This is a genomic window from Salipiger pentaromativorans, from assembly GCF_024721115.1.
Taxonomy (GTDB): domain Bacteria; phylum Pseudomonadota; class Alphaproteobacteria; order Rhodobacterales; family Rhodobacteraceae; genus Salipiger; species Salipiger pentaromativorans.
Window position 1 is genome coordinate 577,232 of record NZ_JAMDHK010000001.1, and the last position, 13,460, is coordinate 590,691.

14 protein-coding genes are annotated in these 13,460 nt (G+C 67.7%); 13 read left to right on the forward strand and 1 reads right to left on the reverse strand.

From position 1 onward, the window contains the following. The first annotated feature begins 9 nt into the window (after window positions 1-9). From gap to M4578_RS02790, 10 genes are all read left to right on the forward strand, one after another. Window positions 10-1,011: a type I glyceraldehyde-3-phosphate dehydrogenase gene (gene gap, locus M4578_RS02745; RefSeq protein ID WP_258091897.1), complete on the forward strand. Its 1,002-nt coding sequence runs from the start codon at window positions 10-12 to the stop codon at window positions 1,009-1,011. Beyond that, window positions 1,011-2,219: a phosphoglycerate kinase gene (locus tag M4578_RS02750; protein WP_258091898.1), complete on the forward strand. Its 1,209-nt coding sequence runs from the start codon at window positions 1,011-1,013 to the stop codon at window positions 2,217-2,219. The genes gap and M4578_RS02750 overlap by 1 nt, the downstream gene beginning before the upstream one ends. A 13-nt stretch (window positions 2,220-2,232) precedes the next feature. Continuing rightward, the gene (gene fba / locus M4578_RS02755; RefSeq protein WP_258091899.1) at window positions 2,233-3,312 is read left to right on the forward strand and encodes a class II fructose-bisphosphate aldolase; all 1,080 of its coding nucleotides are present in this window, start codon (window positions 2,233-2,235) and stop codon (window positions 3,310-3,312) included. 30 nt (window positions 3,313-3,342) lie between these two features. After that, entirely contained in the window at window positions 3,343-4,800 is a 1,458-nt protein-coding gene (locus tag M4578_RS02760; protein WP_420854792.1) for a form I ribulose bisphosphate carboxylase large subunit, read from the forward strand. A gap of 114 nt (window positions 4,801-4,914) precedes the next feature. Next, window positions 4,915-5,304 (forward strand): ribulose bisphosphate carboxylase small subunit, encoded by a 390-nt coding sequence (locus M4578_RS02765; protein WP_258091901.1) that lies wholly within the window; start codon window positions 4,915-4,917, stop codon window positions 5,302-5,304. A 72-nt stretch (window positions 5,305-5,376) separates the two neighbouring features. Next, complete coding sequence (cbbX, locus tag M4578_RS02770) at window positions 5,377-6,309, forward strand: CbbX protein (protein WP_258091902.1); 933 nt, start codon at window positions 5,377-5,379, stop codon at window positions 6,307-6,309. Beyond that, window positions 6,306-7,004, forward strand: coding sequence for a ribulose-phosphate 3-epimerase (gene rpe, locus M4578_RS02775; RefSeq protein ID WP_258091903.1), 699 nt, complete (start codon window positions 6,306-6,308; stop codon window positions 7,002-7,004). The genes cbbX and rpe overlap by 4 nt, the downstream gene beginning before the upstream one ends. A gap of 4 nt (window positions 7,005-7,008) precedes the next feature. Next, the gene (locus M4578_RS02780; RefSeq protein WP_258091904.1) at window positions 7,009-7,563 is read left to right on the forward strand and encodes a thioredoxin family protein; all 555 of its coding nucleotides are present in this window, start codon (window positions 7,009-7,011) and stop codon (window positions 7,561-7,563) included. 110 nt (window positions 7,564-7,673) lie between these two features. Continuing rightward, window positions 7,674-8,339: a phosphoglycolate phosphatase gene (gph, locus tag M4578_RS02785; protein WP_258091905.1), complete on the forward strand. Its 666-nt coding sequence runs from the start codon at window positions 7,674-7,676 to the stop codon at window positions 8,337-8,339. Next, window positions 8,336-9,031 carry an HAD-IA family hydrolase gene (locus M4578_RS02790; RefSeq protein WP_258091906.1) on the forward strand — a complete coding sequence of 232 codons (696 nt, stop codon included), beginning with the start codon at window positions 8,336-8,338 and terminating at the stop codon, window positions 9,029-9,031. Before gph ends, M4578_RS02790 begins: the two co-directional genes overlap by 4 nt. Before the next feature lie 62 nt (window positions 9,032-9,093). Here M4578_RS02790 and M4578_RS02795 read toward each other — a convergent pair whose 3' ends face one another. Continuing rightward, window positions 9,094-9,699 (reverse strand): SAM-dependent methyltransferase, encoded by a 606-nt coding sequence (locus tag M4578_RS02795; RefSeq protein WP_258091907.1) that lies wholly within the window; start codon window positions 9,697-9,699, stop codon window positions 9,094-9,096. 222 nt (window positions 9,700-9,921) lie between these two features. On the opposite strand from M4578_RS02795, the gene M4578_RS02800 reads away from it, so the two are divergent. From M4578_RS02800 to M4578_RS02810, 3 genes are read left to right on the forward strand one after another with little or no spacing between them, the layout of a single operon-like run. Continuing rightward, window positions 9,922-11,124 carry an ABC transporter substrate-binding protein gene (locus M4578_RS02800; RefSeq protein WP_258091908.1) on the forward strand — a complete coding sequence of 401 codons (1,203 nt, stop codon included), beginning with the start codon at window positions 9,922-9,924 and terminating at the stop codon, window positions 11,122-11,124. A gap of 43 nt (window positions 11,125-11,167) precedes the next feature. Further along, the gene (locus M4578_RS02805) at window positions 11,168-12,808 is read left to right on the forward strand and encodes an ABC transporter permease (protein WP_258091973.1); all 1,641 of its coding nucleotides are present in this window, start codon (window positions 11,168-11,170) and stop codon (window positions 12,806-12,808) included. Next, window positions 12,801-13,460, forward strand: coding sequence for an ATP-binding cassette domain-containing protein (locus M4578_RS02810; protein WP_258091909.1), 660 nt, complete (start codon window positions 12,801-12,803; stop codon window positions 13,458-13,460). Before M4578_RS02805 ends, M4578_RS02810 begins: the two co-directional genes overlap by 8 nt.

Genomic DNA, 13,460 nt, shown 5'->3' on the forward strand with positions numbered 1-13,460 from the left:
GGGACTGGAATGACTGTCACGGTTGCTATCAACGGCTTTGGCCGTATCGGGCGAAATGTGCTCCGCGCCATCGCTGAATCGGGCCGCACCGACATCGAGGTGATCGCCATCAACGATCTGGGCCCGGTCGAGACCAACGCCCATCTGCTGCGCTTCGACTCCGTGCATGGCCGCTATCCCGGCGAGGTCACCGTCTCCGGCGACAGCATCGACGTGGGCCGCGGCCCCATCAAGGTCACCGCCGAGCGCAACCCCGCGGATCTGCCCTGGGGCGATGTGGACATCGCGCTGGAATGTACCGGCATCTTCACCGACCGCGACAAGGCCGCGCTGCATCTGGAGAACGGATCGAAGCGCGTGCTGGTCTCCGCCCCCGCCTCGGGCGCGGACAAGACCATCGTCTTCGGGGTGAACCACGACACGCTGACCGCCGACGATCTGGTGGTGTCCAACGCCTCCTGTACCACCAATTGCCTCTCGCCGGTCGCCAAGGCGCTGAACGACGCCATCGGCATCCAGAAGGGGTTCATGACGACGATCCACAGCTATACCGGCGACCAGCCGACGCTGGACACGATGCACAAGGATCTCTACCGCGCCCGCGCCGCCGCGCAGTCGATGATCCCCACCAGCACCGGCGCCGCCAAGGCCGTGGGCCTCGTCCTGCCCGAGTTGAACGGCAAGCTCGACGGCGTTGCGATCCGGGTGCCGACACCGAATGTCTCGGTGGTGGACCTGGTCTTCGAGGCCGCCAAGGACACCTCTGTCGAAGAGGTGAACGCCGCGATCCGCACGGCCGCCGACGGGCCGCTGAAAGGCATCCTCGGCTATACCGACGCCCCCAACGTCTCCATCGACTTCAACCACAATCCGCACAGCTCGGTCTTTCACATGGACCAGACCAAGGTGATGGACGGCAAGATGGTCCGCATCCTGTCGTGGTATGACAACGAATGGGGCTTCTCGAACCGCATGGCCGATACGGCGGTGGCGATGGGAGGGCTGCTCTGATGCAGATCACCCCGATCACCGAGGTGGATGTGGCGGGCAAGCGCCTTGTGGTGCGCGCCGATCTGAACGTGCCCGTCGAGGAGGGGCGCGTCACCGATGCCACACGCATCACCCGCTTCGCCGCCGGCATGAAGCCGCTTCTGGATCAGGGCGCGCGGCTGGTCATCCTCACGCATTTCGGCCGCCCGAAGCCCAACGAGCTGGACCCCGCCTTTTCGGTCGACAAGCTGCGCCCGGCGCTGGCCGAAGCGCTTGGCAGGCCGGTCGCCTTTTCGGACAATTGCGCCACCGACAGCGCCGTTCTGCTGTCGCAGCAACTGGGAGACGGCCAGGTCCTGCTCTGCGAGAACCTACGCTACAATCCCGGCGAGACCGCCAACGACCCCGCCTTCGCCGCCGCGCTGGCGCGGCTGGGCGACCTCTACGTGAACGACGCGTTTTCCTGCGCGCACCGGGCGCATGCCTCGACCGCCGCCATCGCCGGGCTGATGCCCGCCTATGCCGGCCCGCTTCTGATCGAGGAAATGAACGCGCTCACCGCCGCGCTCGAGGCGCCCGAGCGGCCCTCGGTGGCGCTGGTGGGCGGGGCCAAGGTCTCGTCCAAGATCGCGGTGCTGAAGAATCTGGTGGGCAAGCTGGATGCGGTGATCATCGGCGGCGGCATGGCCAACACCTTCCTCTATGCGCGCGGCTGCCCGATGGGCAAATCGCTGCACGAGGTCGACCAGATCGCCACCGTGCGCGAGATCGAGACGCTGGCAGAGGCGTCGGGCTGCGAGCTTCTGCTGCCCGAGGACGTGGTGGTCGCCCGCGAGTTCAAGGCCGGCGCCGCCTGCGAAATCGTGCCCGCCGATGCCTGCCCCGCCGATGCGATGATCCTCGACGCGGGCCCGCAATCCGCCGAGGCCTTCATGGCACGGCTCAACCACGCCCATACGATCCTGTGGAACGGCCCGCTCGGCGCGTTTGAGATCCCGCCTTTCGACGCGGCCACCGTGGCCGTGGCGAAGCAGGCCGCAACCCTCTCCCACGAGGGCCGCGCGGTCACCGTGGCGGGCGGCGGCGACACCGTGGCGGCGCTGAACGCGGCGGGGGTCACGCAGGACTTCACCTATGTCTCCACCGCCGGTGGGGCATTCCTGGAATGGCTGGAAGGCAAGACGCTGCCCGGCATCGCGGCGCTTTGCGCGCCCAAGCAAGCGGCCTGAGGGAGGACCGAGAATGGCACTGATAACGCTCAGACAATTGCTGGATCACGCCGCCGAGAACAGCTACGGCGTGCCGGCCTTCAACATCAACAACATGGAACAGGGCCTTGCCATCATGGAGGCGGCCAAGGCCACCGGCGCGCCGGTGATCCTGCAAGCCTCGCGCGGGGCGCGGAAATACGCCGGCGACGTCATGCTGCGCCACATGGTCGAGGCGCTCTGCGAGATGTATCCCGACAACCACGTCGTGATGCATCAGGACCACGGCAACAACGACGCCACCTGCCTCTCGGCGATCCGCCACGGCTTCACCAGCGTGATGATGGACGGTTCGCTCGAGGAGGATATGAAGACCCCGGCCTCCTACGAGTACAATGTGCAGATCACCCGCCGCGTGACCGAGGCCGCCCATGCGGTCGGCGCCTCGGTCGAGGGCGAGCTGGGGGTTCTGGGCTCGCTGGAGACCGGCGAGGCGGCGGCAGAGGACGGCTCGGGCGCCGAGGGCAAACTCAGCCACGACCAGCTTCTGACCGATCCCGATCAGGCGGTGGAGTTCGTCATGGCCACCAAATGCGATGCGCTGGCCATTGCCTGCGGCACCTCGCACGGCGCCTACAAGTTCACCCGCAAGCCCGATGGCGACATCCTGTCGATGAAGACCATCCAGGGCATCCACGAGAAGCTGCCGAACACGCATCTGGTGATGCACGGCTCCTCTTCGGTGCCGCAGTATCTTCAGGATCTCATCAACGCATTCGGCGGGCACATGCCGCAGACCTACGGCGTGCCGGTCGAGGAGATCGAAAAGGGCATCCGCATGGGCGTGCGCAAGGTGAATATCGACACCGACTGCCGCATGGCGATGACCGGCCAGTTCCGCAAGGTCGCGCAGGAAAAGCCCGAGGAATTCGATCCGCGCAAGTTCAACATCCCCGCGATGGAGGAACTGACCAAGCTCTGCACCGACCGGTTCGAACGCTTCGGCACCGCCGGCCAGGCCGCGAAGATCAAGCCGATCTCGCTCGACGACATGGCGAGCCGCTATGCCAGCGGCGCGCTCAACCCCCAGATCGCCGCGCAACGCGCCGCGTAACCCTTCGGAGGAGGAAGGACCATGAACGAGATGAGCAATCCCAAGGAGTTGAAGGGCAAGGAACGCTACAAGGCGGGCGTTCTGAAATACGCGCAGATGGGGTATTGGGACGGTGACTATCAGCCCAAGGACACCGACATTCTGGCGCTGTTCCGGATCACCCCGCAAGAGGGCGTGGACCCGATCGAGGCCGCCGCCGCCGTCGCGGGGGAAAGCTCCACCGCCACCTGGACCGTGGTCTGGACCGACCGGCTGACCGCCGCCGACCAGTACCGCGCCAAGGCCTATCGCGTCGAAGAGGTGCCGAACAATCCCGGCCAGTATTTCGCCTATGTGGCCTATGACCTGATCCTCTTCGAAGAGGGCTCCATCGCCAACCTCACCGCCTCGATCATCGGCAACGTCTTTTCGTTCAAGCCGCTCAAGGCCGCGCGGCTCGAGGACATGCGGTTCCCCGTCGCCTATTGCAAAACCTTTGCAGGCCCGCCGACCGGGCTGGTGGTCGAACGCGAGCGTCTCGACAAGTTCGGCAAGCCGCTGCTGGGCGCCACCACCAAGCCCAAGCTGGGGCTCTCGGGCAAGAACTATGGCCGGGTGGTCTATGAGGGGCTCAAGGGCGGGCTCGACTTCATGAAGGATGACGAGAACATCAACTCGCAGCCTTTCATGCACTGGCGCGACCGCTTCCTCTACTGCATGGAGGCCGTCAACAAGGCCAGCGCCGAGACCGGCGAGGTCAAGGGCCACTACCTCAACATCACCGCCGGCACGATGGAGGAGATGTATGCGCGGGCGGAATTCGCCAAGCAGCTCGGCTCGGTCATCGTCATGGTCGATCTGATCATCGGCTGGACGGCGATCCAGTCGATCTCCAGATGGTGCCGCGAGAACGACATGATCCTGCACATGCACCGCGCGGGCCATGGCACCTATACCCGCCAGAAGAACCACGGCATCAGCTTCCGGGTGATCGCCAAATGGCTGCGGCTGGCGGGTGTCGATCACCTGCATTGCGGCACCGCCGTCGGCAAGCTCGAGGGCGATCCGCTGACTGTGCAGGGCTATTACAACGTCTGCCGCGAGACGCATAACGAAGTGGATCTGCCGCGCGGCATCTTCTTCGAGCAGGACTGGGCCGACATCAAGAAGGTGATGCCGGTGGCGTCGGGCGGCATTCATGCCGGCCAGATGCACCAGCTCATCGGGCTCTTCGGCGACGATGTGGTGTTGCAGTTCGGCGGCGGCACCATCGGCCACCCGATGGGCATCCAGGCGGGCGCCACGGCGAACCGCGTGGCGCTGGAGGCCATGGTGCTGGCGCGCAACGAGGGGCGCGACATCGCCAATGAAGGGCCCGAGATCCTGCGCGAAGCCGCCAAGTGGTGCAAGCCGCTGGAAGCCGCGCTCGATACCTGGGGCAATATCACCTTCAACTACACATCGACCGACACCTCGGACTTCGTGCCCACCGAAACGCCCGCCATGTAACGCCAAGGGGGCGGCCGGGACAAATCTCTTCGAAGAGATTTGCAAATTCCTTGGAAGGAATTTGCGCTCCCGGCCGCACCGGACGCGCCACAGACCAGCTCAAGGAGACAAGATATGCGTATCACTCAGGGGTGCTTTTCCTTCCTGCCCGACCTCGACGACACCCAGATCACCGCGCAGGTGGAATACATGCTCAGCCGCGACTGGGCGGTGAGCGTCGAATATGTCTACGATCCCCACCCGCGGAACACCTATTGGGAAATGTGGGGCCACCCGATGTTCGACCTGCGCGATGCCAAGGGGGTGATGATGGAGCTCGACGAGTGCCGCAAGGCGCATCCCGACAGCTATATCCGCCTGCAGGCCTTCGACAGCACACGCGGTTTCGAAACGGTGATGATGTCCTTCATCGTCAACCGCCCGCCGGAAGAGCCCAAGCTGCACATGCAGCGGACCGATTTCGAGGGCCGGTCCCAGAAATACGCCTGGGACGCGCGCTATTGACGGGCCTTGCCGCGAGGGGCGCTGCCCCTCGCGGATTTTGGCGTATTTTCAGAAAGATGAAAGGCTGACCCGATGAACGCCGAGACCGAGACGACGATTCCCAAAACCGTGGACCTCGCCGCCGAATACGAGGCCTCGGGCGTGGCCGAGGTACTGCGCGAGCTCGACGAGGAGCTGATCGGGCTGAGACCGGTCAAGCAGCGGATCCGCGAGACGGCGGCGCTGCTGCTGGTGGACCGGGCGCGGCGCGACATGGGGCTGAGCCAGGCGGCGCCCTCGCTGCACATGAGCTTCACCGGCAATCCCGGCACCGGCAAGACCACCGTGGCGCTGAAGATGGCCGGGCTGCTCTACCGGCTGGGCTATTGCCGAAAGGGCCATCTGGTGACGGTGACCCGCGACGATCTGGTCGGCCAGTATATCGGCCACACCGCGCCCAAGACCAAGGAAGTGCTGAAGAAGGCCATGGGCGGCGTGCTCTTCATCGACGAGGCCTATTATCTCTACAAGCCCGACAACGAGCGTGACTACGGTCAGGAGGCCATCGAGATTCTCCTCCAAGTGATGGAGAACAACCGCGACGACCTTGTGGTGATCATGGCCGGCTATGCCGACCGCATGGACAAGTTCTTTACCGCCAATCCCGGCTTCCGATCACGCATCGCGCATCACATCGAATTTCCCGACTACACCGATGCCGAGCTGGAACGGATCGCCGAAACCATGCTCGCAGAGCAGAATTACGTCTTTGACGCGGGTGGCAAGCGTGCGATGGAGGAGTATATCGGCAAGCGGCGCGCGCAGCCGCATTTCGCCAATGCGCGCTCCATCCGCAACGCACTCGACCGGGCGCGGCTGCGGCAGGCCAACCGGCTGTTCGAGACCTCGACCGGCCCGCTCGACGCAACCGCGCTGAGCACGATTACAGAGGCGGATATCCGCCCCAGCCGGGTCTTTCAGGGCGGGCTGGACGTGGACCGCGCGCATGAGGAGACACGCGCATGAGCTTTGACCGTTCCATCAAGATCGCCCCGTCGATCCTCTCGGCCGATTTCGCCAATTTCGGCGCCGAGATCCAGGCCATCGAGGCGCAGGGCGCCGACTGGGTGCATGTGGATGTGATGGACGGGCATTTCGTCCCGAACCTCACCTTCGGCCCGCCCGCGGTGAAGGCGTTCCGCCCGCATGTAAAGACCTTCATGGACGTGCATCTGATGATCGCGCCGGTCGATCCCTATATCAAGGCCTATGCCGAGGCGGGCGCCGACATGATCACCGCCCATGTGGAGGCCGGCCCGCATATCCACCGCACGCTTCAGGCGATCCGCGCGCAGGGGGTGAAATCCGGCGTGGTGCTGAACCCCGGCACCCCTGCCGAGGCGGTGGCCGATGTGCTCGATCTCTGCGACATGGTGCTGATCATGACGGTGAACCCCGGCTTCGGCGGGCAGAAATTCATCCATTCCGGTGTCGAGAAAACCCGCAAGATCCGCCAGATGATCGGCGACCGCCCGATCCACATCCAGATCGACGGCGGCGTGACCCCCGAGACCGCGCCTCTGGTGGTCGCGGCAGGCGCCGATGTGCTGGTGGCGGGCTCGGCGGTGTTCAAGGGCGGCTCGGTCTCCAACCCCGAGGTCTACGGCGCCAATATCCGCGCCATTCGTGACGCCGCCGAAGGCGCCCGCAAGGCAGCCTGATCGCATGGCCGTCATCCCGCCGATCTGCAATTTCGGCTGGCAGGCGCCGGGCTTTTTCCTGCCCGGCACCGACGGCCGCGCCTATGGCTACAAGGACATCGCCGGCCCCCGCGGCACGCTGGTCATGTTCATCTGCAACCACTGCCCCTATGTCCTGGCCGTGCTCGACCGCATCCTGCGCGACGCGCGGGATCTGCAGCGGCTGGGCATCGGCGTGGCGGCGATCTCCTCAAACGATGCCGAAGCCTACCCGCAGGACAGTTTCGAGAACATGAAGGCCCTGGCGGTCGCGCGGGGCTTCCCCTTCCCCTATCTCTACGACGAGGCCCAGGGCGTGGCCCGCGCCTATGGCGCCGCCTGCACCCCCGATTTCTTCGGCTTCGATGCCGGGGGCGGGCTGCAATATCGCGGCAGACTCGACGCCTCGCGCAAAGAGGCCGGTCCTCCGGATCTCCGGCGCGAGCTTTACGAGGCGATGCGGCTCGTGGCCGAAACCGGTCACGGACCGCAAGAGCAGATCCCCTCCATGGGCTGCTCGATCAAATGGAAGGCCGCCTGAGACGCACCGTCCCCTGCGCTTCTTCTCTTTCCAAATACGCACCGGCCCCCCGATGCCAGCGACGTCCCCTCCGCCGCCCGGGCGCGGCCCCGTCCCGAAGGATCCCTGCCATGAAAGCCATCGTCTTCGACCTCGACGGCACGCTGATCGACAGCGCCCCCGATCTGCATCTCGCCGCCAATCTGGTGCTGCGGGACGAAGGTCTGCCCGAGATCACCTTCGCGCAGGCGCGCAGCTTTATCGGCAAGGGCGCCGGGGTGCTGATCAGCCGCGTCATGGATACAGTCGGGCTGGGCGACGATCCCGCCGAACACGCCCGGCTGCTGGCCAAGTTCATGACCCATTACGAAGGCGAGCCCGCCCACACCCTTGTCTATCCCGGCGTCATGGACGCGCTGGCCCGGCTCGAGGCGATGTCCTGTTCCATGGGGCTCTGCACCAACAAGCCGGAGGAACCGACCCGGATCGCCCTGCGCCATTTCGGGTTCGACCGGTTTCTGAGCAAGGTCGCCAGCGCCGACACCCTGCCCCAGCGCAAACCCGACCCCGCGCCGCTGCTGCATGTGATGCGCGACCTTGGCGCGGACAGCGCGCTTTACGTCGGCGACAGCGAAGTGGACGCGGAGACCGCCGAACGCGCGGGTGTGCCCTTCGCGCTTTACACCGAAGGCTATCGCAAGACCCCCGTCTCGGAGATGTATCACAGCTACGCCTTCGATCATTTCGACGCGCTGCCGGATCTGGTGGCACGCCATTTCTCCGAGATCCGCGCATGACGCTGCGGGCGCTCATCTTCGATGTGGACGGCACGCTGGCCGAGACCGAAGAGGCGCATCGCTTGGCCTTCAACGAGACGTTCTCCGCCCGGGGGCTCGGCTGGCACTGGACGCGGGACGATTACCGGCGCCTGCTGAAGACCACCGGCGGCAAGGAGCGCATCCGCGCCTATCTCGCGGAACGCGGCGCATCGGAGGACGGGCTCGATATTGCCGCTCTGCACGCCGCCAAGACCACGCGCTATGTGGAGATCCTCGAGAGCGGCGGGCTGGCGCTGCGCCCCGGCGTGGGCGATCTGGTCGCGGCGGCGCGGAATACGGGGCTGCGGCTGGCGGTGGCCACCACCACGAGCCGCCCGAATGTCGAGGCGCTGTGCCGCTGCTGCTGGGGCCGGCCCGGCGAAGCGGTCTTCGATGTGATCGCCGCGGGCGACGAGGTGGCCGCGAAGAAACCCGCGCCGGATGTCTACGACCTTGCGCTGAAGCGGCTGGGCCTGCCCGCCGCGCTGGCCCTGGCGCTGGAGGACAGCCGCAACGGTGTGCTCTCGGCGCAGGCGGCGGGGCTGCGGGTGATCGTCACGCCCTCGGTCTATACCGAGGACGAGGATTTCGGCGCGGCGGAGGTTCTGGCCTCGCTCGCACCGGCAGAGCTGCCCGTCGATCTGCGCGCAGCCCTCGCCCCGCGCGCCTGACCAAATTCCTTCAAAGGAATTTGCAAGACTCTTCGAAGGGTCTTGCCGCCCGAATCCGCGCGTCAGGGCAAAGGCTTCACCGCCACGAGGTCGATCAGCGCCGAGCGGCCCACATGGCCGCCGCCCTCGTCGAGATCCGCCTCATAGGCCTCCAGCTCGCGGATCTCCAGATCGCCGAAGGCCGCGCGCAACAGCTCGGGCGTATAGAGGTTTTCCACGGCGCGCGGCCCGCCGGTGCCATATTCGAGCTGCTTCGGCGTGTAGCCGTGCAGCATCAGCACCCCGCCGGGCCTCAATGCCCGCTTCATCCGCTCGAACAGCCGTGCCCGTGCCTCGGGGCCGACGAACTGGATGAAGACGCCCAGCACCAGATCGAACTTTGCCTCGGGCCAGGCCCAGTCCTCGATATCGGCCACCTCATAGGCCACCGCGACCCCGCGCTCATGCGCCAGCGCCCGCGCCTTGGCGACCGCCGAGGGCGCGCCGTCCCAGGCGGTGACCCGCAGGCCCTTTTCTGCCAGAAACACCGAATTGCGCCCCTCGCCATCGGCCACCGACAGCGCCAGCTTCAGCCCGTCGCGCGGCAGCCGGTCCTCGTGTCGCAGCAGGAACGCCGCCGGCTCGCGTCCGAACACGTAATCCTCGGTATTGTAGCGGTCTTCCCACATGGCGGCCTCCCTGCCTCTGATCCGTCCAGAGCTAGGGCCCCGCAGCGCGAATCTCAAGCGCGGCAGCCCTCCGCACGCGCCGATCCTCCCGCCCCGCAAAGGCCGCGCGGCATGTCGGGGCTTGAAACCTTCCCCACCGGAATGTCATTTGACCGGACGCGCACGCGCTTGCCATAAGCGCCCGGATTGCCGGCAAAAGGCCGGATCAGGGGAGGTCTCAAGATGAAATCCGCACTCGCCGCCGCCGGTCTTTCGCTTGCCCTCGCAATGCCCGCCGGGGCCGAGCCCGATCCCGCCGACTGGGCCGCCGTCACCGAGGAGGCCCGGGGCCAGACCGTCTACTGGAACGCCTGGGGCGGGTCTGATGTGGTGAACGGGTTCATCGCCTGGATCGGCGACCGGGCAGAGGACCAAGGCGTCACGCTGGAACATGTGAAGCTGACCGACACCGCCGAGGCGGTGAGCCGCGTTCTGGCCGAGAAGACCGCCGGGCAGGACGCGGGCGGCGGCATCGACCTCATCTGGATCAATGGCGAGAACTTCGCCGCGATGAAGGCGCAGGGCCTGCTCTTCGGTCCCTGGGCCGAGGCCCTGCCCAACCGGGCCCTGACCGACCCGCAAAACAGCGCCCTTGGCGCCGATTTCACCGTGTCCACCGACGGCATGGAAAGCCCCTGGGGCATGGCGCAGCTCGTGTTCTTCCACGACAGCGCCCGCCTGCCCGAGCCGCCGCGCAGCATGACCGCCCTGCTCGACTGGGCCGGCGAGAATCCCGGCCGCATCGCCTTTCCGCAGCCGCCGGATTTCCTGGGTTCCAGCTTTCTCAAACAGGCGCTGATCGAGCTGACGCCGGACCGCGACGCGCTGTCGCTGCCGGTGGATCAGGCCGATTACGCGGCTGTCACCGCGCCGCTCTGGGCCTTCATGGACGCGCTGACGCCGCTGCTCTGGCGTCAGGGCCGGGCCTATCCGCAGAACGGCGCGCGGCTGATCCAGCTCATGGCGGATAACGAGATCGACATCGGGTTCGAGTTCAACCCCAACGCCGCCTCCAACGCCATCGCCAACGGCCAGCTTCCCGACACGGTGCGCAGCCATCTGCACACGGGTGGCACGCTCGGCAATGCGAGCTTTGTCGCCATCCCCTACAATGCCAGCGCCAAGGCCGGCGCGATGGTGGTGGCGAATATCCTGCTCTCGCCGGAAGCGCAGGCGCGCATGGCCGATCCCGAGATCTGGGGGCTTGGCACGGTGCTCGACCTGACGCGGCTCGGCGCCGAGGACCGGGCCCGGTTCGAGCGCCTCACCTTCGGCCCCGCCACGCTGCCGCCCGACGCGCTGGGGGCGCCGCGGCCCGAGCCGCACCCCTCCTGGATGGTCCGGCTCGAAGAGGATTGGGCCGCGCGCTACGGCGTGGCGGAGTAACGTGCCGGCGCTGCGCCTCGCCCCGGCGCTGACCCTGCTGGTGATGCTCGGCCCGGTGGCGGCGGGGCTCGCGGGGACGCTTCTGCCGGCCTTCGGCGTGATGCCGGCCCTGGGCCGGGTCGAGCCCGGGTTCATGCCGTTTCACGAGCTTGTGGCCTGGCCCGGCCTGCCGCGCGCGATGGCGCTGAGCCTCGGCACCGGGTTTGCCGCCACGGCGCTGGCGCTGGCGATCGCGCTGCTGATCTGCGCCGGCTGGCAGGGCACCCGCGCCTTTCGCTGGCTCGAACGGGCGCTCTCGCCCTTGCTTTCGGTGCCGCATGCCGCGGCGGCCTTCGGCTTCGCCTTCCTCATCGCACCTTCGGGCTGGATCGCGCGGGCCCTGGCACCCGCCACCGGATGGGAGCGCCCGCCCGACCTGCTGATCCTGCAAGATCCCCTGGGCCTGTCGCTGATCGCCGGTCTGGTGATCAAGGAAGTGCCGTTCCTGCTGCTGATGACGCTTGCCGCGCTGCCCGCGCTGCGGCCCGCGCAAAGCCTCGCCACCGCGCGCAGCCTGGGCTACGGGCGCAGCACCGGCTGGCTGAAAACCGTGTTCCCGCGGCTCTACCCGCAGATCCGGCTGCCGGTCTATGCCGTACTGGCCTTTTCCATGAGCGTGGTGGATGTGGCGATGATCCTCGGCCCCAGCACTCCGCCGACGCTGTCGGTGCAGATCCTGCGCTGGATGAACGACCCCGATCTGGCGCTGCGGCTGCGGGCGGCGGCGGGCGCGGTGCTGCAACTGGCGCTGACCGTTGCGGCGCTGGGGCTCTGGCGGCTTGGCGAATATGCCGTGGCGCGGCTCGGGCGGCGCTGGATCGCGGCGGGCGGGCGCGGCACGCGCGACGGGCTGCTGCGCGGCGCGGCGCTGGCATTGGGCGCGGTGTCCGCAGCGGCGGTGTTTCTCGGACTTGCCGCGCTGGCGGTTTGGTCGGTGGCGGGCTTCTGGGGCTTTCCCGCACTGCTGCCCGACACGCTGACGCTGAAAAGCTGGATGCGGCAGGGTCCGATGCTGCTGGCCCCCGCCGCCGACACGGCGCTGATCGCGCTGGTAGCGGTGGGCGTGGCGCTGGCGCTGGTGCTCGCCTGTCTCGAGGCCGAGGACCGCTTTGGCCTGCGCCCGACGACGCGGGCGCTGTGGCTGCTCTACCTGCCGCTCATCGTGCCGCAGATCGCCTTTCTGCCGGGGCTGCAACTGCTGGCGCTGGTCACCGGGATCGACGGCAGCCGGGGCGCGGTGATCGCCGGGCATGTGATCTTTGTGCTGCCCTATGTCTTTCTGTCGCTCTCCGATCCCTATCGCGGATGGGATGCGCGACACGGTGCCGTCGCCCGGGCGCTTGGCGCGGGGCCGGCGCGGGTGTTCTGGCAGGTGCGGCTGCCGATGCTGCTGCGCCCGGTGCTGACGGCGGCGGCGGTCGGGGCCGCCGTCTCGGTCGGGCAATTCCTGCCGACGCTGCTGCTGGGCGCCGGCCGGGTGCCGACGCTGACCACCGAGGCGGTGGCGCTGGCCTCGGGCGGCGCGCGGCGGGTGATCGGGGTCACCGCGCTGGCGCAGACCGCCGCCGCCTTCGTGCCCTTCGCCCTGGCGCTGCTGATCCCGGCGCTGGTCTGGCGCAACCGGCGGGGGCTGCGCCATGGCTGAGGGGCTGGTGCTGGAGGATCTGCGCATCGCGCTCGGCGGGCGCGTCATGGTCGCGCTCGACGCGGCGGTGGCGCCCGGCAGCGTGCTGACGGTGATGGGCCCCTCCGGATCGGGGAAATCCACGCTGCTCGCCGCGATCACCGGCACGCTGGCCCCGCAATTCACCCTGATGGGCCGCATCCTGCTGGACGGGCGCGACATCACCGCCCTGCCCCCCGAACAGCGCCGCACGGGCATTCTGTTTCAGGACGAGCTGCTGTTCCCGCATCTCTCGGTGGGCGGCAATCTGGCCTTCGGCCTGCCGCCCTCGGTCCGGGGCCGCGCCGCGCGCCGGGCCCGGATCGCGGAGGCTCTGGACGAGATCGGTCTGGCGGGCTTTGCCCCGCGCGACCCGGCGACCCTGTCGGGCGGACAGAAGGCGCGGGTGGCGCTCATGCGCACGCTGCTGGCGGCGCCGCGCGCGCTGCTGCTCGACGAGCCCTTCTCGCGGCTCGATGCCGAGCTGCGCGGTCAGATCCGCGCGCTGGTCTTCGAGCGCGCCCGGACACAGGGTCTGCCGGTGCTGCTGGTCACCCACGACCGCGCCGATGCGGAGGCCGCCGGCGGCAGGGTGATCCGCCTGGGCGAGCCCCCCGACGCCCCGGCGCCCTGA